General features: G+C 67.0%; 22 protein-coding genes. 13 read left to right on the top strand and 9 right to left on the bottom strand.

From position 1 onward, the window contains the following. Positions 1-34: 34 nt before the first annotated feature. Together DAT37_RS23555 and DAT37_RS23550 are read right to left on the bottom strand one after the other, a co-directional pair. Complete coding sequence (locus DAT37_RS23555) at positions 35-1453, bottom strand: NlpC/P60 family protein (RefSeq protein ID WP_109526985.1); 1419 nt, start codon at positions 1451-1453, stop codon at positions 35-37. Between the two features lie 266 nt (positions 1454-1719). Next, positions 1720-2289 (bottom strand): Rv1476 family membrane protein, encoded by a 570-nt coding sequence (locus DAT37_RS23550; protein ID WP_109526984.1) that lies wholly within the window; start codon positions 2287-2289, stop codon positions 1720-1722. A 356-nt stretch (positions 2290-2645) separates the two neighbouring features. Between DAT37_RS23550 and DAT37_RS23545 the strand changes: the two genes are divergently transcribed. Both DAT37_RS23545 and DAT37_RS23540 read left to right on the top strand, forming a co-directional pair. Further along, positions 2646-5462, top strand: coding sequence for an aconitate hydratase (locus DAT37_RS23545; RefSeq protein WP_109526983.1), 2817 nt, complete (start codon positions 2646-2648; stop codon positions 5460-5462). A gap of 95 nt (positions 5463-5557) precedes the next feature. After that, the gene (locus tag DAT37_RS23540) at positions 5558-6124 is read left to right on the top strand and encodes a TetR/AcrR family transcriptional regulator (protein ID WP_109526982.1); all 567 of its coding nucleotides are present in this window, start codon (positions 5558-5560) and stop codon (positions 6122-6124) included. 18 nt (positions 6125-6142) lie between these two features. Here DAT37_RS23540 and DAT37_RS23535 read toward each other — a convergent pair whose 3' ends face one another. From DAT37_RS23535 to DAT37_RS23520, 5 genes are all read right to left on the bottom strand, one after another. Beyond that, positions 6143-7057, bottom strand: coding sequence for a WXG100-like domain-containing protein (locus DAT37_RS23535; protein WP_109526981.1), 915 nt, complete (start codon positions 7055-7057; stop codon positions 6143-6145). Continuing rightward, positions 7057-7179, bottom strand: a complete 123-nt coding sequence (locus DAT37_RS46095) for a hypothetical protein (RefSeq protein ID WP_269814797.1) — start codon at positions 7177-7179, stop codon at positions 7057-7059. The genes DAT37_RS23535 and DAT37_RS46095 overlap by 1 nt, the downstream gene beginning before the upstream one ends. 17 nt (positions 7180-7196) lie before the next feature. After that, positions 7197-7439 (bottom strand): hypothetical protein, encoded by a 243-nt coding sequence (locus DAT37_RS23530; protein ID WP_109526980.1) that lies wholly within the window; start codon positions 7437-7439, stop codon positions 7197-7199. After that, complete coding sequence (locus tag DAT37_RS23525; RefSeq protein WP_109526979.1) at positions 7429-7956, bottom strand: YbaB/EbfC family nucleoid-associated protein; 528 nt, start codon at positions 7954-7956, stop codon at positions 7429-7431. The genes DAT37_RS23530 and DAT37_RS23525 overlap by 11 nt, the downstream gene beginning before the upstream one ends. Positions 7957-8042: 86 nt before the next feature. Continuing rightward, the gene (locus DAT37_RS23520) at positions 8043-8570 is read right to left on the bottom strand and encodes a MarR family winged helix-turn-helix transcriptional regulator (RefSeq protein ID WP_109527360.1); all 528 of its coding nucleotides are present in this window, start codon (positions 8568-8570) and stop codon (positions 8043-8045) included. Positions 8571-8725: 155 nt separating this feature from the next. On the opposite strand from DAT37_RS23520, the gene DAT37_RS23515 reads away from it, so the two are divergent. The 4 genes from DAT37_RS23515 (at position 8726) to DAT37_RS23500 (ending at position 11365) form a co-directional block, all read left to right on the top strand. Next, positions 8726-9172 (top strand): cupin domain-containing protein, encoded by a 447-nt coding sequence (locus DAT37_RS23515; RefSeq protein ID WP_198654418.1) that lies wholly within the window; start codon positions 8726-8728, stop codon positions 9170-9172. Positions 9173-9239: 67 nt separating this feature from the next. Further along, positions 9240-9656: an acyl-CoA thioesterase gene (locus DAT37_RS23510; RefSeq protein WP_109526977.1), complete on the top strand. Its 417-nt coding sequence runs from the start codon at positions 9240-9242 to the stop codon at positions 9654-9656. A gap of 272 nt (positions 9657-9928) precedes the next feature. Continuing rightward, a complete protein-coding gene (locus DAT37_RS23505) occupies positions 9929-10390 on the top strand; it encodes a hypothetical protein (protein WP_109526976.1) in 462 nt (153 codons plus the stop codon). A 36-nt stretch (positions 10391-10426) separates the two neighbouring features. Next, complete coding sequence (locus DAT37_RS23500) at positions 10427-11365, top strand: hypothetical protein (RefSeq protein ID WP_232839943.1); 939 nt, start codon at positions 10427-10429, stop codon at positions 11363-11365. Between the two features lie 175 nt (positions 11366-11540). On the opposite strand, the gene DAT37_RS45650 is transcribed toward DAT37_RS23500, so the two are convergent. Together DAT37_RS45650 and DAT37_RS23490 are read right to left on the bottom strand one after the other, a co-directional pair. Beyond that, entirely contained in the window at positions 11541-11774 is a 234-nt protein-coding gene (locus tag DAT37_RS45650; protein ID WP_109526974.1) for a helix-turn-helix domain-containing protein, read from the bottom strand. 83 nt (positions 11775-11857) lie between these two features. After that, positions 11858-13489 carry an ABC-F family ATP-binding cassette domain-containing protein gene (locus DAT37_RS23490; RefSeq protein ID WP_109526973.1) on the bottom strand — a complete coding sequence of 544 codons (1632 nt, stop codon included), beginning with the start codon at positions 13487-13489 and terminating at the stop codon, positions 11858-11860. A gap of 260 nt (positions 13490-13749) precedes the next feature. On the opposite strand from DAT37_RS23490, the gene DAT37_RS23485 reads away from it, so the two are divergent. The 7 genes from DAT37_RS23485 (at position 13750) to DAT37_RS23450 (ending at position 20744) form a co-directional block, all read left to right on the top strand. Continuing rightward, complete coding sequence (locus DAT37_RS23485; protein WP_109526972.1) at positions 13750-14514, top strand: SDR family oxidoreductase; 765 nt, start codon at positions 13750-13752, stop codon at positions 14512-14514. 141 nt (positions 14515-14655) lie between these two features. Further along, on the top strand, positions 14656-15759 hold the full coding sequence (locus DAT37_RS23480) for a lycopene cyclase family protein (RefSeq protein WP_232839942.1): 1104 nt from the start codon (positions 14656-14658) through the stop codon (positions 15757-15759). 292 nt (positions 15760-16051) lie between these two features. Then, positions 16052-17413 carry a flavin-containing monooxygenase gene (locus DAT37_RS23470; RefSeq protein WP_109526970.1) on the top strand — a complete coding sequence of 454 codons (1362 nt, stop codon included), beginning with the start codon at positions 16052-16054 and terminating at the stop codon, positions 17411-17413. A 71-nt stretch (positions 17414-17484) separates the two neighbouring features. Continuing rightward, complete coding sequence (locus tag DAT37_RS23465; protein WP_109527358.1) at positions 17485-18423, top strand: alpha/beta hydrolase; 939 nt, start codon at positions 17485-17487, stop codon at positions 18421-18423. A 155-nt stretch (positions 18424-18578) separates the two neighbouring features. Continuing rightward, positions 18579-19211, top strand: coding sequence for a TetR/AcrR family transcriptional regulator (locus DAT37_RS23460; RefSeq protein WP_109526969.1), 633 nt, complete (start codon positions 18579-18581; stop codon positions 19209-19211). A 107-nt stretch (positions 19212-19318) separates the two neighbouring features. Further along, positions 19319-20248: a non-homologous end joining protein Ku gene (gene ku / locus DAT37_RS23455; RefSeq protein ID WP_109527357.1), complete on the top strand. Its 930-nt coding sequence runs from the start codon at positions 19319-19321 to the stop codon at positions 20246-20248. A 76-nt stretch (positions 20249-20324) separates the two neighbouring features. Next, positions 20325-20744 (top strand): DUF4247 domain-containing protein, encoded by a 420-nt coding sequence (locus DAT37_RS23450; protein WP_109526968.1) that lies wholly within the window; start codon positions 20325-20327, stop codon positions 20742-20744.

The raw sequence follows: 20744 nt of genomic DNA, 5'->3' as shown, positions 1-20744 counted from the left end.
GCGCGGGATTCGGCGCGGATCCACGAGGCAAACGTCAGCCGGGAATACGTACCGCGAAAGGCATGATGCCGCCTTCGCGGACCGGGGAAACCTTCACCACATCGCCGGATTCCGGCGCCTCGACCATGGTGCCGTCGCCCAGATACAGCGCGACGTGCTGACTGCCGTTCGGACCCCAGAACAGCATGTCGCCGCGTTCCCGGTCGGAGATCGGCACCCGGGTGCCCGCGTTGTACTGGTAGCCGCTGTAGTGCGGAAGCGAGACGCCGATCCCGGCGAAGGCGTAGATCATCAGACCCGAGCAGTCGAAGCCGACCTTCTGGAAATCGCCGTGACTGTCGGCGACACCGCCGTCGCGGATGCCCAGCGTCGGTCCGTCCTCGTCACCGCCGCCCCAGGCGTAGACGACGCCGAGCTGCGACATCGCCCGGTCCACCACGCTCTCGACCGCCGCGGTTCCGCCCAGCGATGGTCGTGACGGGCGCGGGGTGGTGGCCTTGCGCGGCGGGGTCGAACTCTCCAGGTCGGTGTGCGGGCGTCTGCCGGTGCCGAGTTCGGCGGCGCGATCGCGAGCGGCGCGATCGGCGGCGGCCCGGGCGGCGGCGGCACTCGCCGCGGCCAGGATGGCGGTCTGCTCGGCCTGGCGCCGCTGGTCCCAGGCCAGGTATGCCTCGCGCTGGTTCTGCAGGCCGTCGACGTTCGTGCGCGCGGCGTCCAGCCTGCTCTGCGCTGCCGCGCGCTGCTGTAGTAGTCCCTCGCGTTGCGCGTTCTGTTCGGCCAGCCGCGCCGTGGCCGCGGCGACCGCGTTCTCGGCGTCGATCTTGCGCTGTTCGGCTTCGGCCTCGGCGGCGTCGGCGGCCGCTTTCGCCTCGCGCGCATCGGAATTCCTGTTGCCCTGCTCGATCTGGGCCCGGCGCAGCCCGTCCAGCACCTGCCGCTGGTCCTTGGCGACGAGGCCGAGGATCTGCGATCGGTCGATGGCGCTGCCCGGACTGTGCGCGGACAGATAGGTGACCATCGAGCCGGAGGTCGGCCTGGTGTAGGCCTGGGTGGCGAATTCGTCGAATTCCCGTCTGGCCCGCTCGACCCTGGTACCCGCCTGGTCGAGTTCGCGGCCGGAGACGTCGACGGCCTCGACGGCGGCGTCGACAACGTCACGGGCGGTCTGTAGGTCGACGAGCATCTTGTTGACCTGTTCGCGTGCGGCCGCCACCGCGTCGTCGAGTTGCCGCAATTGCTGTTCGACGACCGCGACCTGGTTGATCAGCCCGCCGACCTCGCCGACCCTCGCGTCGACCTGAGCGTCGGCGGCGGAGATCTCGCTGTCGCTCGGATTCGGCGGGGCGGGAGGGACTCCGACCGCCGGGCTCGCCGTGACGAGGACGGTCATCGCTACCAGCAAACCCAGGGCGATCGAAGACGAGCGTTGATTGCCGTTGCCGAAACTGCGCATCGCACCTCCAAGGACCCGAATCCGGCATAGCCACACGAGCCCCTGTCGCCACATCCAACCCAGTGGTCAGCTAGAAGCCCTTGTCAACACATGTTCCCCATCGGCGATCATTCGAACCGTACGACACATTCATCACCAAAAGAACTCCAGCAACAAAATCACAGGCGCGTAATTTACGGATTGCCCGGAATTAGCCGGATGCGCTAGAGGAATTCACGGGTCGAAACGAACCGACCGTTATGTAAAGAGGGAGCGGCAGATACCGCTTACCTGTCGGCGTCCCCGGGACGCCCGGCGGCGACGGCGGGGGTGAGTTCTTCCCGAGCGCGCCGAGCCTTCACCCAGTAGAGCCCGCCGGTGGCGAGCACGGTGATCGCGAGCAGCACGAGCGTGATCGCGGTCCACGACACCGATTCCGGCTCCTCGAGGCGTCCGACGAAGATGCGCGCGGCCTCGACCGAATTACCCTGTTTGCTCTTGGCCGCGTCCTCGGCCCATTCCAGCGTCACCCGGCTGATCGAGTCGCTGTAGGTGCCCACCCAGTCGTCACTGAGGACGACGACGGTGCCGTGCTGCTGTTTTCCGACCTCGGTGGCCAGGTCCCGTAGATTGGAGTCGTGGCCTGGATTGCCGGGAATCACCACGATGCTCAGCGGGATCCCATGGGATTGCGCGTCGGCGACGACTGTCTCGAGCCCGGACTGCCCTTTACCGACCGGCGTGGCGACGCGATTGTCCTCGACATCGGCCAGAATCGCCGTCAGGCCGCTTTCGGTGATCTCGGGCGGCAGTTTCGCGGCCATGGGGGTGAAAACCGAGGTATGCGAGGGGGCCATCTTCCATCCGGTCTGTCGAGCCACATCGGCGTGCGATGCGATGGGCGTTTAACACTGCGGGCTGAGCACCGCTCCCGTCCGACGCGGGCGGCGTGCGACCGCCCCGGGAGCGCGCCGCCGGACCGGGGTCCGACCACGCTGGCTCTCGAGCACAGTACGCGACAGAGCCGAGCGGGCGTCGACCATGCCGCACAGAGCGGCCCCCGCGTGTTTCATAGGACAAGCGTACTGTTAGAGTTACGGCGCGAGGAACCGACGCCCGACGGGCGCAGGAGCCCCTCCAAGGACGCCCTCGAACAACCAGTCATCGGCACAGCCCCGCCGGTGGCCGACTCTCACAGACGAGTGGAGCTGACGTGACGACAAGTATCGATACTTTCGGCGCCAAGGGCACCCTCGAGGTCGGAAGCAACTCCTACGAGATCTTCCGCCTCTCGGCCGTGCCAGGCACCGAAAAACTCCCCTACGCGCTCAAGATCCTCGCGGAGAACCTCCTTCGCACCGAGGACGGCGCGAACATCACCGCAGACCACATCCGCGCGATCGCGAACTGGGATCCGAACGCCCAGCCCGACACCGAGATCCAGTTCACCCCGGCCCGAGTCATCATGCAGGACTTCACCGGCGTGCCCTGTGTCGTCGACCTCGCCACCATGCGTGAGGCCGTCACCACCCTCGGCGGCGACCCGAACAAGGTCAACCCGCTCTCCCCCGCCGACATGGTCATCGACCACTCGGTCATCCTCGACGTCTTCGGCCGCGCGGACGCGCTCGAGCAGAACGTCGACCTCGAGTACCAGCGCAACGGCGAGCGCTACCAGTTCCTGCGCTGGGGCCAGGGCGCCTTCGACGACTTCAAGGTCGTCCCGCCCGGCGTCGGCATCGTGCACCAGGTCAACATCGAATACCTGGCCCCCACGGTCATGGTCCGCAACGGACAGGCCTACCCCGATACCTGTGTCGGCACCGACTCGCACACCACCATGGTCAACGGCCTCGGCGTGCTGGGCTGGGGCGTCGGCGGCATCGAGGCCGAGGCCGCGATGCTCGGCCAGCCGGTCTCCATGCTGATCCCGCGCGTGGTCGGCTTCAAGCTGACCGGTGAGATCAAGCCGGGCGTCACCGCCACCGACGTGGTGCTCACCGTCACCGACATGCTGCGCAAGCACGGCGTGGTCGGCAAATTCGTCGAGTTCTACGGCAAGGGCGTCGCCGAGGTTCCGCTCGCGAACCGCGCCACCCTCGGCAATATGAGCCCCGAATTCGGCTCCACCGCGGCGATCTTCCCGATCGACGGCGAGACCATCAACTACCTGCGCCTCACCGGCCGCAGCGACGAGCAGCTCGCGCTCGTCGAGGCGTACGCCAAGGAGCAGGGCCTGTGGCACGACGCCGACAAGGAGCCCGCGTACTCGGAGTACCTGGAGCTGGACCTGAGCACCGTGGTGCCGTCCATCGCTGGCCCGAAGCGTCCGCAGGACCGGATCCTGCTGTCGGACAGCAAGACCGCGTTCCGCAAGGACATCCACAACTACACGAACGACGCGGAATCCGGCCCCGCCGCCAGCACCCCGCACACGCACCTCGACGAAGCCATCGAGGAGTCCTTCCCGGCTTCCGATCCCGCGGTGCTGTCCTTCGCCGACGACGACGCGGTACTCCCGTCCGCGGCCAACGGCAATGTGGGCCGCCCGTCCAAGCCGATCAAGGTGTCGGATCCGGAGCGCGGTGACTTCGTCCTCGATCACGGCGCCGTCGTGGTCGCGGGCATCACCTCCTGCACCAACACCTCCAACCCGTCGGTCATGATCGGCGCGGCCCTGCTGGCTCGCAACGCGGTCGAGAAGGGCCTGTCCTCCAAGCCGTGGGTCAAGACCAATATGGCGCCGGGCTCGCAGGTCGTCTCGGACTACTACGAGAAGGCGGGCCTGTGGCCCTACCTGGAGAAGCTGGGCTTCTTCGTCGGCGGTTACGGCTGCACCACCTGCATCGGTAACACCGGCCCGCTGCCGGAGGAGATCTCCAAGGCGATCAACGACAACGACCTCTCGGTCACCGCGGTGCTCTCGGGCAACCGCAACTTCGAAGGCCGTATCTCCCCCGACGTCAAGATGAACTACCTGGCCTCGCCGCCGCTGGTCATCGCGTACGCGCTCGCGGGCAGCATGGACTTCGACTTCGAGGCCGACGCCCTCGGCAAGGACACCGACGGCAACGACGTGTTCCTGAAGGACATCTGGCCGTCGTCGCAGGAGATCGACGACACCATCAAGTCGGCGATCAGCCGGGACATGTTCACCAAGTCCTACGCCACCGTCTTCGACGGCGACCAGCGCTGGCAGAACCTGGAAACCCCCGAGGGCGACACCTTCGCGTGGGATCCGAACTCCACTTACGTGCGCAAGCCCCCGTACTTCGACGGCATGCAGATGGATCCGGCCCCGGTCACCGATATCAAGGGCGCCCGCGTGCTCGCGCTGCTCGGCGACTCGGTCACCACCGACCACATCAGCCCGGCCGGTCCGATCAAGCCGGGTACCCCGGCCGCGCAGTACCTGGATTCGCACGGCGTGGAGCGCAAGGACTACAACTCCCTCGGCTCGCGTCGCGGTAATCACGAGGTGATGATCCGCGGCACCTTCGCCAACATCCGCCTGCGCAACCAGCTCCTCGACGACGTCTCGGGCGGTTACACCCGCGACTTCACCCAGGAGGGCGGCCCGCAGTCGTTCATCTACGACGCCTCGCAGAACTACCAGGCCGCGGGTATCCCGCTGGTCGTGCTCGGCGGCAAGGAATACGGCTCGGGTTCCTCGCGCGACTGGGCGGCCAAGGGCACCAGCCTGCTCGGTGTCAAGGCCGTCATCACCGAATCCTTCGAGCGCATCCACCGCTCGAACCTCATCGGCATGGGCGTTGTCCCGCTGCAGTTCCCGGCCGGTGAGTCGGCCGCGTCGCTGAAGCTGGACGGCACCGAGACCTTCGACATCGAGGGGATCACCGCGCTGAACGAGGGTGTCACCCCGAAGACCCTGAAGGTCACGGCAACCAAGGAGAACGGTGACAAGATCACCTTCGACGCCGTGGTCCGCATCGACACCCCCGGCGAGGCCGACTACTACCGCAACGGCGGCATCCTGCAGTTCGTGCTGCGCAACATGATTCGCGGCTAGCTCGCGGCGCTCGACTGCACGGTCGTTGTACGGAGGGTCCGCGCACCGCGGTTTCGCGGTGCGCGGACTCTCGCACATTGCCTCGAGGAGTCCGCATGCCCAAGGTCAGTGAAGATCATCTCGCCGCCCGGCGAAGCCAGATTCTCGACGGGGCGCGGGCCTGCTTCGCCGAATTCGGTTACGAAGGCGCCACCGTGCGCCGCCTGGAAGAAGCGATCGGCCTCTCTCGCGGCGCGATCTTCCACCATTTCCGCGACAAGGACGCCCTGTTCCTCGCCCTCGCCCAGGAGGACGCCGAACGGATGGCCGACGTCGCGGCCAATCAGGGCATCGTGCAGGTCATGCGCGATATGCTCACCCATCCCGAGCAGTTCAATTGGCTCGGAACACGTTTGGAGATCGCGCGGCGGCTGCGCACCGATCCCGAATTCCGCGCGGGCTGGACCCAGCGCTCCGCCGAACTCACCACGGCGACCCTGGCCCGTCTGGAACGCCGCAAGGCCGCGGGCGCGCTGCGTGACGACGTGCCCACCGACGTCCTGCTCGGCTATCTCGACCTCGTGCTCGACGGTCTGATCGCCCGCATCGCGTCGGGACACACCAACGAAAACCTTTCCGCGGTATTGGATCTCGTGGAAGCCTCGGTGCGCCGCCGGGAGTGACCCCGCACCGAGGTCCGGCTAATTCTGCTGCGGGAGATCGAGACTGGAGCCCTGATTCAGCGTCGAGGATTCGGCCAGGGCGTCCACGATCTCCTGACGGATCACCGTGGTGGCCACTTCGGTGGTGCGTCCGGCGATGCCCGGCTCCTCACCCCACGCGGCATCGGCCACCTTCTTGCCGATCATCTTGCTGATGAGCGCGGAAGGACCGACTTGGCCGCCGCCGATCATGCTGTCGCCCGGAAGCTGGACTCCGGCGTTCTTCAGAATTTGTTTCACCGGGTCCGCGACAGCGCCCTTGATCGCGCCGTGCGCCGCGACAGAACCGACCTGGGTCCAGTCGTAGCCCTCGCGTACACCGAGTTTTATCTCCAGCGACTGAAACCCCACTTCGATCGCGGAGGAGACACCGAGCCCCTTGACGGCGCCGAGCACGATCGTCTTGGTGGTGATGTCCTGGATCAGTTGGCGCAGCGCCGTCGTCACCGCCACGCGCGTACTCACCTGGGCCGCCGCACCGACCGCGGTGCTGGTTCCCAGCGACGGCACCGCCGCGGCGGCGGCCGCCGCCAACTGCACCGCCAGATACACCAGCATCGCGATGATGAACAGTTTCACCGCCAGGACCAACGCGGCCATGACGCGCAGCACGAAGGCCAACTCGCGACAGAACTCGGACAGTTCGCCCAGCATCCCGCTGTCGCCGCCCGCTTTGCTCCAGAAGTTCTCGATGGCGTCGTGCGTGTCGCCCTGGGTGTTGGCCAGGACCACCTTCACCACGTCGCTGCCCAGATCGTTCACCTGATCCAGCAGATCGGCCATCTGATCCCAGGTATCGGCGGCGCCGCGCAGCCCGGTCTCGTCGGTCTCGGGCCACTTGTAGACGACCAGCGCGGCAACGGGTTCGAGTTCGTCGGGAATCTCGAGACCCATCACGCCGTCCGGTCGAGCTGGGAGGTGATCGTGGTGAGGACACTCTTGAAATCGGCGTCGAGAGCGCCGAACGTATTCGCCGTGACCTCGGTGCCCTTCTCGAGGAATTGGAACATCTGCACCGCCGTGGCGATAGTCGTCAGGGCGTCGTTCGCCTTGTCGACACCGCCGTGGCGATAGTCGTCAGGGCGTCGTTCGCCTTGTCGACATAGTTCGCCGCGAACCGTGCGCCGAATTCGTCCTCGCCCCAGGCATCTCCGATCGCGGACAGCCCCGCGACCAGGTCGGTCAGCCCGGTGGTCAGTTCATCGGCGAGTTCGCCGAATTTCGCCGCCTGCGCGCCGACCTGATCGGTATCGATGCGGAAATCGTCACCAGCCATTGCGGTTCGCCCCCAGTCCCTTCCAGTGCGGACCTTCGTCCTCGCCGTCCAGCGGCCCCGGATCCTGCCATTGCGGCGCGGGTGCGGCCGGTTCCGGCGGTGGCGGGAGGATGTCGTCGAGCGCCCCGACGAACGGCAATCGCTCGTAGACCTGCTCCGGCGGACCGAATTCCGCCGCCGCCTCGCGCACGGGGGCCAGCAGGGTGTCGATATCGGCCTTGGCCGACCGTGCGGCCGACTGGGCAGCCTGCAGGAAAGAGACCGCCAGGCGCTCCGGGGTGGATCGTTTGAGCACCGCGGCGTCGACCCACACGTCGACCGGGATTCCGGCGCCGTTGACGGTGACTCGGACCAGACTGTCGTCGGACCAGCCCTGCGACGATGCCGTCGCCAAGGTCGACTTCGCGGCGGCGATATCGCGTAACTGCTGTTCGTAGGTCGACAGCATGCCGTCGACCTGTCTCTGTAACCCGGCGGTGCGAGCCCGCAGCTCGTCCGATTCGAATCGCGAACCCATAGTTCGTACCTTTCAGCTCTGTCCTCATCAGGTCTGACGCGGCAGAGCCGGTCACGGTTCCCTCGAGGTCGATATCGGCGCGGCGGTCAGACCGGTGAACCGGGGTCGAGGCGGTCCAGCAGTACTCGCACGATGCGGTCCAGTTCGCGGCGGTCGGGCTCTTCGAGCACGGACAGCATCGCGGTCTCGTTCGCGACGTGATCGGTGACCACGGTGTCGACGAGTGCGCGTCCCGCGTCGGTGAGGACGACGCGGATCGCGCGTCGGTCGGCGGCGTCCGCCACGCGTCGCACCAGTCCGGCGGATTCGAGTCGGTCCAGCCGTCCGGTCATCCCCGCTCGCGACAGCATCAGGGTGTCGGCGAGAACCGAGGGGTTCAGCTCGAACGGATCACCCGAACGGCGCAGGGCGGCAAGCACATCGAATTCGCCGCGCTGCAGGCCGTGCGCGCTGAACACCGATTCGATCCGGCGTTGCGCGACCAGCATCAACCTGCCGAGTCGACCGACGATCGCCATCGCCTCCAGATCGAGATCGGGCCGCTCGCGACGCCACTGCGCGGTGATGGCGTCGACCTGGTCGGACCGCGTCGCACCCGAATCCTTGGCAACCATGGACAGCATTCTATTTGCCGGGATATAGTTCGTCAGCGAATCATTCGGTAACGAACTATATGCCGAAGAACTATCGACCGAGAACCACAGGAGCGACCATGAGCACCGCCGCCGAACACCGCGACATCGCCGTCCGGCACCCCCACGAGGCCGAGATGCTCGGCACCGAGCAGGCACGGATTCGATTACTCATCGACGCGGACGCGACCGAGGGCTCGGTCAGCACCGTCGAGATCACCCTCGCGATCGGCGCGGACGGCGCGGCTCCGCACTATCACACGCGCTCCGACGAACTGTTCTACGTCGCCGACGGCGAACTGCAACTGCTCGCGGGCGACCGGATCGTCACCGTCGCGGCGGGCGGTTCCGTCGTGGTGCCGAAACGGATGCCGCACGCGTTCGGCGCGACGCCGGACAGCGGGGCCCGCGTCCTGATCGCCCTCATGCCGGGCGTGGAACGTTTCGACTACTTCCGCCTGCTCGATCGCATCGGCAGGGGCGAGGCGACCCTGACAGATCTGGCGGCGGCCCAGGACGAATTCGACAATCACTTCGTCGACGCGCCCGACTGGTGGGCGCGACGCTCCGCCCAGCGTCGCTGAACCGGATGTGACATACCTATCCCGGCGCACGGGAACATTCCCGCGTCCGGCCGGAGTTGCCTGGGCCATGAGCTTCTCTACCCAGGTGATGGTGCGCGGATACGAACTCGACACCCAGGGGCACCTGAATCAGGCCGTGTACCTGCAATACGGTGAGCACGCGCGCTGGGGACTCCTGCGCGCCGCCGGGGTGGCACAGGAGAAGTTGATCGCCGACGGCATCGGCCCCGTCGTGCTGGAGACGACCATCAAGTACAAGCGCGAACTGCGCGGCGGCGACGAAGTCACCATCGACTGCGCTTTCGAGTGGTCCGGCGGCAAGACCTTCCGCATCCGGCAGGAGATCCGCAAACTCGACGACACCGTCGCGGCGGAGATCTCGGTGATCGGCGGCATACTCGATCTCACCGCGCGCAAACTCGTGGCCGATCCGGGAGCGCGACTGCGCGTCCTCGCGGAGCGACCCGAACTCCTCGGACTCTGACCGAACGGACCCCGATCGTTCGGACCGCGCGGCACCGCCACCGCCCGGCAACACGGGAAGACAAATCCCACAATGAAATAGCTGCGTGTTAGCGAAAGACCGGGTGAACACCCACCGAAAATCTTTCGGTGCAAGCCTATCCGGCCCCCGTTAATCTGTTTGCCACCGGGGTTTAAATCTTCCGAACCGGGTCGGTCACGGGGCCTCGCACGATATGATCCTGTTCACGCTCGAGGGTCATGGCTAATCGCGAGCAGATCGGAGTTCACATCATGACCGACGCAATCCACCTCCCAGGAGGCGCGCCGGCGACGGGTGACCGCGTTCCCGCTCTACAAGGCCTGCTGGTGGCCGAGTCGGAACGTGAGATCTCCGTCCGCGTCGCCGAGGGGACGTGGACCTTCCGTCGCGACGATGTGCTCCGCGTGCTCGATTCCGCGGGCGTGGACGATCGCGCCGCCGACGAGCGGCCGGTCCTGGTGGACATCCGGCCCGGCGCCACCGCCGATTTCACCCGCAGGCTCCGCATCGACCTGGTCGAGCGGCCGCTGACCCTCGCGGGGGAACCGTCCCCCGCACTGGGAGACGAACTGCTGCAACAACTCACGGATTCCTGGGCGGAGCGGATGCGGATCACCGACGGGTCCTCCGGCAGCGGCGCGACCCACACCTACTGCCAGACGAAATCGCTCGACAGCAGCGACGACGGCATCAACTGCGACAGCCTCGACTGAGCGGCCCCGCGCATGGTGGCAAGCCCGCGAGGTTCGGTGCTCATTGTCTCGGAATCCGACGATCTACACGGCACCGCGATGGCAGCGACGCTGCGAGAGCACCACGGGCTCAGCCCGATTCATCTCGACCTGCGTGATTTCCCGCGCGAGTACGGGAGCTTCCGGCTGGACCGGCTCGGCACGACGCGCTCGATGTCGCACCTCATCGGACTCGACGACGTCCGTTCGGTCTGGTGGCGCCGGCCGCATCCATCCGCGGTCCCCACCGGTATCAGGGCCTCCGACGACGCCTTCCGCCAAGCCGAATGCGACGGTTTCAGCCAGGGCATGCTGTGGTCCATTCCCGCCGCCTGGATCAACGATCCCGGCGCCGACCGCACAGCGAGCCGCAAGATCGTTCAACTGGAGACGGCACTGCGCGCCGGTTTCACCGTTCCCGAGACATTGATCACCAATGATCCGGACGAGGCCCGCAGCTTCGCCGAATCCCGTCCCGGCCCAGTGGTTTACAAACGCACCGGGACCGGGCGAGCCGAATTCGCGGAGACCAGGATCATCGATCGCGCGGACTTCGGGAAGCTCACGAGTATCCGCACCTCGCCGACCACCTTCCAGGATTACATCGACGCCACCTGCGACCTGCGCGTGGTGTGGGTCGACGGCGTGGAGTGGACGGTGCGGATCGATTCGCAGGCCGGTGTCGGGCGCATCGATTCCCGCCTCGACACCTCCGTCGAATTCGCGCGCGAGCAACTACCCGCCTCGGTGAGCAAATCTCTCGCCACACTGATGGGCGCGCTCGGGCTGAGTTTCGGCGTGATCGACCTACGGCTCGGCCGCGACGGCGAGTACTACTTCCTCGAGGTCAACCCGCAGGGCCAGTTCGCCTACCTGGAGATCAAGACCGGATTACCGCTGTTCCGCAGCCTGAGCAATCTGCTCGTGCACGGTGACGGCGCGGTTCCCGGCTACTGATCCGCTCCACCCCTCCCCGGGCACGATGATCCCGGACTCGGGTCAAGCCCTCATGACACGACGTTATCCCGTTGTGCCCGTGGCGGATACGCCGACGCGCGCATGACCGTCCGTCCGTACCACCGATCCGAGGTTCGGACCGGCGGTACGGCAGAAGGTCACATTCGATCGTCGGCTATTGGCTCTTTCGCCGATTGGCACCACCGCGGCTGCGGAGTTGCACATGCGACTCCACCAGCACGTTGTGGATGAATCCGTAGGAGCGCCCCGTAGCGCGTGCCAGCGAGCGGATGCTTGCACCCGCCTCGTATTGCTTCTTCAACTGGTTCTGTAGACGGTCACGTGACTTCCCCGTGACGCGGGTGCCCTTTCCCAATGGGGCCTTGTTCTGTGTGGGCCTGTCGCTCATGGCTTCCTCCGAGTCGCCGAGCAGCGCGTCACTCCAGGCTAAGCACTCGACGGGCCCTGATCAACGGGTGCTTGTGATGAGAATCACGCGAGCTGAATCAATTCCAGATATTCAGCCGACCAATGATCTTCCGTGCCGTCGGGCAGTAGAATGACCCGCTCCGGCGACAAAGCCTCCGCCGCGCCCGGATCGTGGGTCACCAGCACCACCGCGCCGCCGTAGGTGCGCAGCGCGTCGAGCACCTGTTCGCGCGAGATCGGATCGAGGTTGTTGGTCGGCTCGTCGAGCAGCAGCACATTGGCCGCCGACGAGACCAGGCCCGCCAGCGCAAGACGCGTCTTCTCACCGCCGGACAGGGTTCCCGCGGGCTGTTCCAGTTGCGGACCGGAGAACATGAACGCGCCGAGCAGACCGCGCAATTCCTGCTCACCCGCGTCCGGCGCCGCATGGCGGATGTTCTCCCACACCGTCGCGGTGTCGTCGAGGGTGTCGTGCTCCTGCGCGAAATAGCCGACCTTCAAGCCGTGTCCGGCTACCAGACCGCCCGCGGTCGGCGTCTCGACGCCCGCGAGCAGTCGCAGCAGGGTCGTCTTACCCGCGCCGTTGAGGCCGAGGATGACCACCCGGCTGCCCCGGTCGATGGCGAGGTTCACGCCGGTGAAGATCTCGAGCGAACCGTAGAGTTTGGTCAGGTTCTCCGCCATCAGCGGTGTCTTGCCGCACGGGGCCGGTTCCGGGAACTTGATCCTGGCGACCCGGTCGGCGACCCTGACATCGTCGAGTTCGGCCAGCAGTCGGTCGGCGCGTTTGGCCATGTTCTGTGCCGCAGTGGCTTTCGTGGCCTTCGCGCCGAGTTTGGCGGCCTGCGACTTGAGCGCGCTCGCCTTCTTCTCGGCGTTGGCGCGTTCCCTGACCCGGCGCTGCTCGTCGGTGGCACGGGCGTCGAGATATTTCTTCCAGCCCATGTTGTAGACGTCCGCCTCGCCGCGCACCGCGTCGAGGAACCACACCTTGTTCACGACCGCCTCGAGCAGTTCCACATCGTGGCTGATGACGATCACGCCGCCGTCGTGGCTCTGCAGGAATCCGCGCAGCCAGGTGATGGAGTCGGCATCGAGGTGGTTGGTCGGCTCGTCCAGAAGCAGGATGCGATCGGAGCGGCCGCCACTGCCGTCGGAGGCGGAGAAGAGGATGCGCGCCAATTCGATTCGCCGACGCTGACCACCGGACAGCGTGCGCAGCGCCTGGCCGAGCACCCGGTCCGGCAGACCGAGGCTGTGGCAGATCCTGGCCGCCTCGCTCTCGGCGACATAGCCGCCGAGTGAGGAGAAACGCTCTTCGAGCCTGCCGTACTTACGGATCGCCTTCTCGCGTTCCGCCTCGTCGGCGACCTCGGCCATCAGCGCCTGCTGCTTCTCCATGTCCCGGATGAGACTGTCGAGGCCCCGCGCCGACAGCACCCTGTCACGGGCGAGCACGTCCAGGTTGCCCTCGCGAGGGTCCTGCGGCAGGTATCCGATTTCGGTGGAGCGCAGAATCTTCCCCGCGTAGGGTTCGCCCTCGCCCGCGAGGATCCGCAGGGTCGTCGTCTTGCCCGCGCCGTTACGTCCGACGAGGCCGATCCGGTCGCCCGCCTGCACCCGCAACGCCGGACCAGGTGCCGACAACAGGGTGCGGACTCCGGCCCGGACCTCCAGGTCGGTCGCGGTGATCACAGACGGGCTCCTCACGAATAGACAATGGTGCGAATAGGCGCTGCTGGGCGGTTGCTGCTCGATTGTGCGACGCGATACCCACAAGAACCACCGATTTTACCCGCCATATAACCCACACCATGCACCGCGCGATGCTCATGTGACGGCAATAACTCTTCGCGGGAGGTTCCCACGGGCCGAATCGAGGCCGCGAATTCCAGGAGATTGCCGGTCCGCATCCTCGACCGGAGGCCGAGATCGCTGCGGTAACGTGCCCTCACATGAGCACCGATCTGTTGGGTAGAAGCGCACTGGTCAGCGGCGCGAGCCGGGGTATCGGCAAGGCGGTCGCCGCCGAACTGGCACGACGCGGCGCGAACGTGCTGATCACCGCGCGCAAACCGGAACCGCTCGAGGCCGCGGCCGCCGAATTGCGCGCGCTGGGCCACAAGGGCGAGATCGTGGCGCTCGCGGGCAACTCCGGCGATGCCGACAGCAGGGCCGCCGCGGTGGCACGGGTGGTCGCCGAATTCGGTTCGATCGACATCCTGATCAACAACACCGGCATCAACCCGGTGTACGGGTCGCTGATGGAGGCCGATCTGGACGCGGTGCGCAAGATCTTCGACGTGAACGTCGTGGCCGCCCTGGGCTACATCCAGGAGGCGTACAAGGCGTGGATGCGCGACAACGGCGGCGCGGTCGTCAACGTCGCCAGCGTCGCCGGTATCCGTTCCACCGGCGTGATCGCCGCCTACGGCGCCTCCAAGGCCGCGCTCATCCGGCTCACCGACGAACTCGCCTGGCAGCTCGGACCGAAGATCCGGGTCAACGCCGTCGCTCCCGGCGTCGTCAAGACCAAATTCGCGGACGCGCTGTACTCCGCCGACGAGGAGAAGGCCGCCTCGGTGTATCCGATGAAACGTCTCGGCTCACCGGAGGACGTCGCCCGCCTGATCGCCTTCCTCGCCTCCGACGAGGCCGCGTGGATCACCGGTGAGACGGTGCGCGTGGACGGTGGGCTGCTCTCGACGGGCGGTCTGTGAGGACGGTCCCGTAGGCGTCCGTGCTCCGATCGGGGCCGGGCCGCGCGGAGATGGCATGGTCGGGCAGGCGGCCGTGTGGCCGCGGCGGGGCGCGCGGGGGTCTCGACGTACGGCGGCACCGATGCGAACGGAGCACCCGATGTGGATGTCACGCAGCAAGCGGCGGCGGTGAGCGAGCGGGTCGTCGTCTGCGGACTCGGCCCCGCGGGCCGGGCCGTCGCCTCGCGCTGCCTGGCGCGCGGGCTCACGGTGACCGTCGTCGATCCGGTTCCGGCACGGCACTGGACGGCGACGTACGCGGCGTGGGCCGACGAACTCCCCGATTGGCTCGATCCCGCTGTCGTCGCCGCGAGCATCGAGCGTCCGGTCGTCTGGGGACGTCGACGTCACGACGTGGACCGGCGCTACGTCGTCTTCGATTCGGAGCGGCTGCGCGCATCGCTCGACATCGACGCGGCGACGGTACTGACGGACCGGGCGATCGAACTCGGCCGCGATTCGGTGGTCTGCGCGTCGGGAACCGTGCTCACCGCGGACCGGGTGATCGATGCCCGCGGCGTCGCCCGCTCCCCCGCGCTCGCCGAACAGACCGCCTACGGCGTATTCCTCGGTCCCGAGCGGACAGAAGGCATCGAGCCGGTCTTCATGGACTGGCGACGCGACAACGGCACGAAAGACGATGCGCCACCGTCATTCCTGTACGCGGTACCGCTCGGTGGCGGCACCATGCTGCTCGAGGAGACCTGCCTGGCGGGACGACCGGCACTGTCCACCGGTGAACTCAGGGATCGCCTGATTCATCGATTACGTTCGCGGGGAATCGAACTCGACGGCGACGAGACCGTCGAGCGCGTCCGTTTCCCGGTCCAGGGCGGACACCACGGCCGTCACCGATTCGGCGCGGCGGGCGGATTCACGCACCCGGCAACGGGTTACAGCGTCGCCGCGGCCCTGGCCGCCGCCGACGCGGTGGCCGCCGACTCCCCGGTCCACCCGCTGCGCACCCGCGCGGTCGCCGAACTGCGCGCCGCCGGACTGCGCGCACTGCTGGCCATGCCGCCGCACGAGGTGCCGGAATTCTTCGACGCCTTCTTCACGCTGCCGACCGCACGCCAGCGCGCCTACCTGTCCGGCCGTTCCGACCTGTCCGGAACGCTGGCCGCGATGGGATCGCTGTTCACCGCGGTCCCCCCGCGTCTGCGCCGCCCGCTCGTGCTCCCCGCACGCGTCGACGAAGGCCGCTAGAACCGGTCGCCGACGCCACGTGCCCGGCGCCACGGATGACGAGCCCGCACCCGAAATTCCGAATACTTCCGGACCGCGCCTGCGGAGCCGTTCGATGTACACCCACCGCGTATCGATCCCCGCGCACTCGGTCGACCCGGATCGCGATGGCGGAAGCGCTGTCGTTTCCACCCGCCGTGGTCGGCGATATCCGCGATTCTCGTCCGATTTCACGCACGACAGTTATATTTGACGCGCGTCAGATTACGAGTCGGTGGCGAGTGCGCCGACCCGACCAGCACGAAGGATCACCATGAGCGAGACCGGCAGTCCACCGTCCACCGCGATCATCGGCGCGGGCATCGCCGGGCTCACGGCGGGGAAGATGCTCGGGGACTACGGGATTCCCTACACCTGTTTCGAAGCGTCGGATCGGATCGGCGGCAACTGGGCGTTCCGCAATCCGAACGGGCACTCGAGCGCGTACCGGTCGCTGCATATCGACACCTCGAAATACCGGCTGTCGTTCCAGGACTTCCCGATTCCGCAGGAGTATCCGGACTTCCCACACCACTCGCAGATCAAGGCCTATCTGGACGAGTACGCGGCGGCCTTCGGATTGCTCGACCGGATCGAATTCGGCAACGCCGTCGTGCGCGCGCAACATCACGCCGAGGGCGGGTGGACGCTGCACACCGCCGACGGGACGGCCCGTGATTTCGATTTCCTCGTGGTCGCCAATGGGCATCACTGGGATCCGCGCTACCCGGATTTTCCCGGCGCCTTCACCGGCGAGACGATCCATTCGCACCACTACATCGATCCGCGCGAACCGCTCGACCTGCACGGTCGGCGCATTCTCGTCGTCGGGATCGGCAACAGCTCGGCCGACATCACCGTCGAACTGTCCTCGCGCGCCACCGAGAACACGGTGTACCTGTCCACCCGTTCCGGGTCGTGGATCGTGCCGAAGTACATGGCGGGCAGGCCGGTCGACAAATACGGCGCCGCGCTGCCTTTCATGCCGCGCCGGATGTTCCGCTGGATGGTGAACGGCTTCGCCGAATTCATCTCGGGTAATCCGGAGCAGTGGGGTCTGCCGAAGCCGACGCACCGGTTCATGGACGCGCACGGCACCCAGTCGATCGAACTGCCGTTGCGCCTGGGCTGCGGCGATGTGACCCCCAAACCCGATGTGGCGCGGCTCGACGGCCGAACGGTCCATTTCGTCGACGGCACCAGCGCCGATATCGACGTGATCGTCTACGCCACCGGCTACAACATCACCTTCCCGTTCTTCGATCCGGATCTGATCAGCGCGCCGGACAATCGCATCCGCCTGTACAAACGCATCCTCGTGCCGGGCATGGACGATCTCGCGTTCACGGGTTTCGCCCAGTCGGTGCCGACGCTGTTCCCTTTCGTGGAATGCCAGGCGCGCATGATCGCCGCCTACGCGGCGGGCCAATACCGCCCGCCGACACCCGAGGTGATGGAACAGGTCATCACCGAGGACGAGCAGATGTACACCGGACACGTCCTCGACCGGCCGCGACACACCCAGCAGGTCGACTTCTTCACCTACGAGCGGCAGATGCGGGTCAGCGAACTGCCCGAAGGCCGACGCCGGGCGCTCGCGGGCGGCGCGGCGATCACCCAGCGGGCGCGCGCGTGAATCACCCGCGCCCCACCACGACGACCAGCCCCGCCGGGACCACCGGCGATCAGCCCGACGGAGACGGCCCCATGCCCCGATCGCTCACCTTCGACTCCCACGGCGTGGATTGCGACGCCTGGCATTTCCCCGCCGCGCACGACCACTTGGCCACCGACGCCGGACGGCCCGCCGTCGTCATGGCGCACGGTTTCGCCGGAACCAAGGACTGCGGACTGGATTCCTTCGGCGCGCGTCTGGCCGAAGCCGGACTCGACGTCCTCGCGTTCGACTACCGGGGTTTCGGCGCGAGCGCGGGCGAACCGCGCCAGGTCATCTCGCTACGGGGACAGATCGAGGACTACCGCGCGGCGTTGCGGACCGCCGCGCTCCTCCCGGGTGTGGATCCGCGACGGCTGGTGCTCTGGGGTGTCTCGCTGTCGGGCGGCACCGTCCTCGAGGTCGCGGCGGGACGCACCGATATCGCCGCGATCATCGCGCTGACACCGTTGGTGTCGGGTCTGGCCGCCGATCGCCCCGCCGTGTCGGCGCCGCCGACCGCGGAACCGGCCGCGTCACTGCCCACCCGCGCCGCGACGACCGCGCGCCTGCTGCTGCGCGCCGCCGAGGACAGACGCGCCGCCGCCGCCCGCCGACCCCGGGTCATGCTGCCCGCGGTCGGGCGCCCGGACGAGCTCGCGCTGCTGAATCTGCCCGGCACGTACGACGATTACCTCTCGATCGCCGGACCCACCTGGCGTAACGAGGTGAGTGCGTCGATCGCCTTCGAGGCCATGGGGCACCGCCCGCGACGCTTCGCCCCGGCCCTGCGGTGCCCGGCCCTTTTCCAGATCGCCGATTTCGACCGCTGCGTCCCGGTCGGGGCCGCCGTCAAGACCGCGGTCAAGGCGCGGGCGCAGATCCGGCACTACCCGGGTGACCATTTCGACGTGTATCCGGGCAAACGCCTGCACGAGGCGGTGCGCGAGCATCAGGCCGCGTTCCTGACCCGAGTATTGCGGAGACCGTAACGAAATCGGCGACAAATCAATGAGATTCGGACGAGAGCCGGATATGTCGGCCGTATCGGACGGGGTGCGTGGCGACGGCTCGCCGGGACCACGGCACACTCGACACATGCGTCACCTCCCGCACGAATCCGCACCGACACGGTCGGAGAGCTGAGATGGCCGCGACCGACGACGCGGGTGGACTGCTCGACCGGCGTACCCCCAAACGCGGCGATCAACGCCGTCTCGCCCTGCTGCGGGCCTTGGACGAGAAGTTGAAGGTGCAGGTTCTCGACGACATCAACGTCGCCGATCTGACCGCGGCGGCAGGCGTCACCCGGTCGGCGTTCTATTTCTACTTCGAGGACAAAGCGGCCTGTGTGGCCGCGCTCGGCGCGGAGATGTACCGCGAAGTGCTCGACGCGACCCACCTGCTGGTCGACGGCGCCGGTTCACCGCGCGACCGTCTCGAAGACGCGCTGCGCGGAGTCTTCGCGGCGTGGGAGGGCCACCGCCGCCTGTTCCAGGCCATGGTGACCGCCCGCCAGCGCAATCAGTCGGTGGCCGAACTCTGGAACACCACCCGCGCCTCCTTCGTCGAACCGATCGCCGCCGTGATCGAGGCCGAACGCGCGAACGGCCACGCGCCGGACGGCCCGGACAGCGTCGCCCTCGCCACCATCCTGGTCGAACTGAACGAACGCGCGTTCGAACAATTCAGCGCCGACGGCCCACCCACGGTGGAACAACGGATCGAAGCCCTGGTCGCGATCTGGCTCAGATCCATCTACGGCACCATCGCGGTGTAGGTGGAATCTCCTTCATAAAGGTGGCTGCGCGATTCCACACCCGACCGTGACCGAACCGCGGGCGGCTCTGCTCGCGGATTCTCACGGGGTCGGCCATCATGGACTCCATGCGAGCTATTTGGAAAGGCTCGATTGCATTCGGGCTGGTCAACGTCCCCGTCAAGGTTTATACCGCCACCGAGGATCACGACATCCGTTTTCACCAGGTCCACGCCGCCGACGGCGGCCGGATCAAATACGACCGGGTCTGCACGATCTGCGGTAAATCCGTGCAGTACGCCGATATCGACAAGGCCTACGAATCTCCCGAAGGCGACAAAGTCGTGCTGACCGACGACGATTTCTCGAAATTGCCGGTGGCCGAGAAGCACGAGATTCCGGTACTGCAATTCGTGCCGTCGGATCAGATCGATCCGATCTTCTTCGACAAGAGTTATTACCTGGAGCCGGATTCGACCACGCCCAAGGCGTACGTGTTGCTGGCGACGACGCTCGACCGCATCGATCGCACCGCACTGGTGCATTTCACCCTCAGACAGAAGACCAGGCTCGCGGCGATGCGGGTGCGCGACGGCGTGCTGGTCCTCCAGACGCTGCTGTGGCCCGACGAGGTCCGCGCGGTCGAATTCGAATCCCTCGACGGCGTGTCCGAACCGCGCTCCCAGGAGATCGATATGGCCGAGACCCTGGTCGCGACCATGTCCGACGATTTCGATCCGACGCTGTTCAAGGACGAGTACCAGATCGAATTGAAGAAGGTGCTCGACGAGGCCATCGCCAGCGGCACCGGCAAGGTGGTCAGCCACGAGGAGGCCGCGCCCGCCGAGATGGACGCCGAAGTCGTCGATCTGGTCGCCGCCTTGCAGCGCAGTCTGGAGGCGAGCGGACGCCGCGGCGCCGGGGACAGCGGCGGATCGGGCACCCAGGCGAAGAAGACCGCGGCGAAGAAAGCCCCGGCCAAGAAAGCCGCGGCGAAGAAGGCGAGCAAGCCCGCGGCGAAGACCGCGAAGAAGACCGCGGCCCGAAAAGGGGCCTGACCCATCCTGATAGAGTCCCCGTCCAGTCGCATCACCACCGGACGGGCGCCCGTTCGGCGCTCCACGGGGGATACAGATGACACGCCTGACCAGCTCGATCACCGGGATAATCGCGGTGATCGCCCTCGCGCTATCGGTCACCGGTTGCGGCGACGACGTCCAGTCCGCCAGGGATTTCGTCACCGGTAAGTACACCAGGGCGACCACGCTGGATCAGGCCAACGACGGTCGCGCGTACACCTCCACGCTCGCCCCCGCCGCGGTGACCAGCGCGATCACCGGGGCCGCCCGTCCGCTCGACAACCGGAAATCGGGCGACCGCAACTACCTGCAATATCGCGACGACATCATCACCGTGTCCCCCAACGGTTCCGGAACCGTCGTCCTGGTCGATCAATACCGCAACGGCTACACCCGGCACCATTCGACGGTGTCGCAGTGGGGCTGGCCCAATACTCCGCCCAACGACCAATACCGGAGTCAGAGCGGGAAATAG

It is taken from the genome of Nocardia aurea, assembly GCF_003123685.1.
Classification (GTDB): Bacteria; Actinomycetota; Actinomycetes; order Mycobacteriales; family Mycobacteriaceae; genus Nocardia; species Nocardia aurea.
Note: the sequence above shows the minus strand (reverse complement) of the source record. Positions and strands in the feature narration are given on the sequence as shown.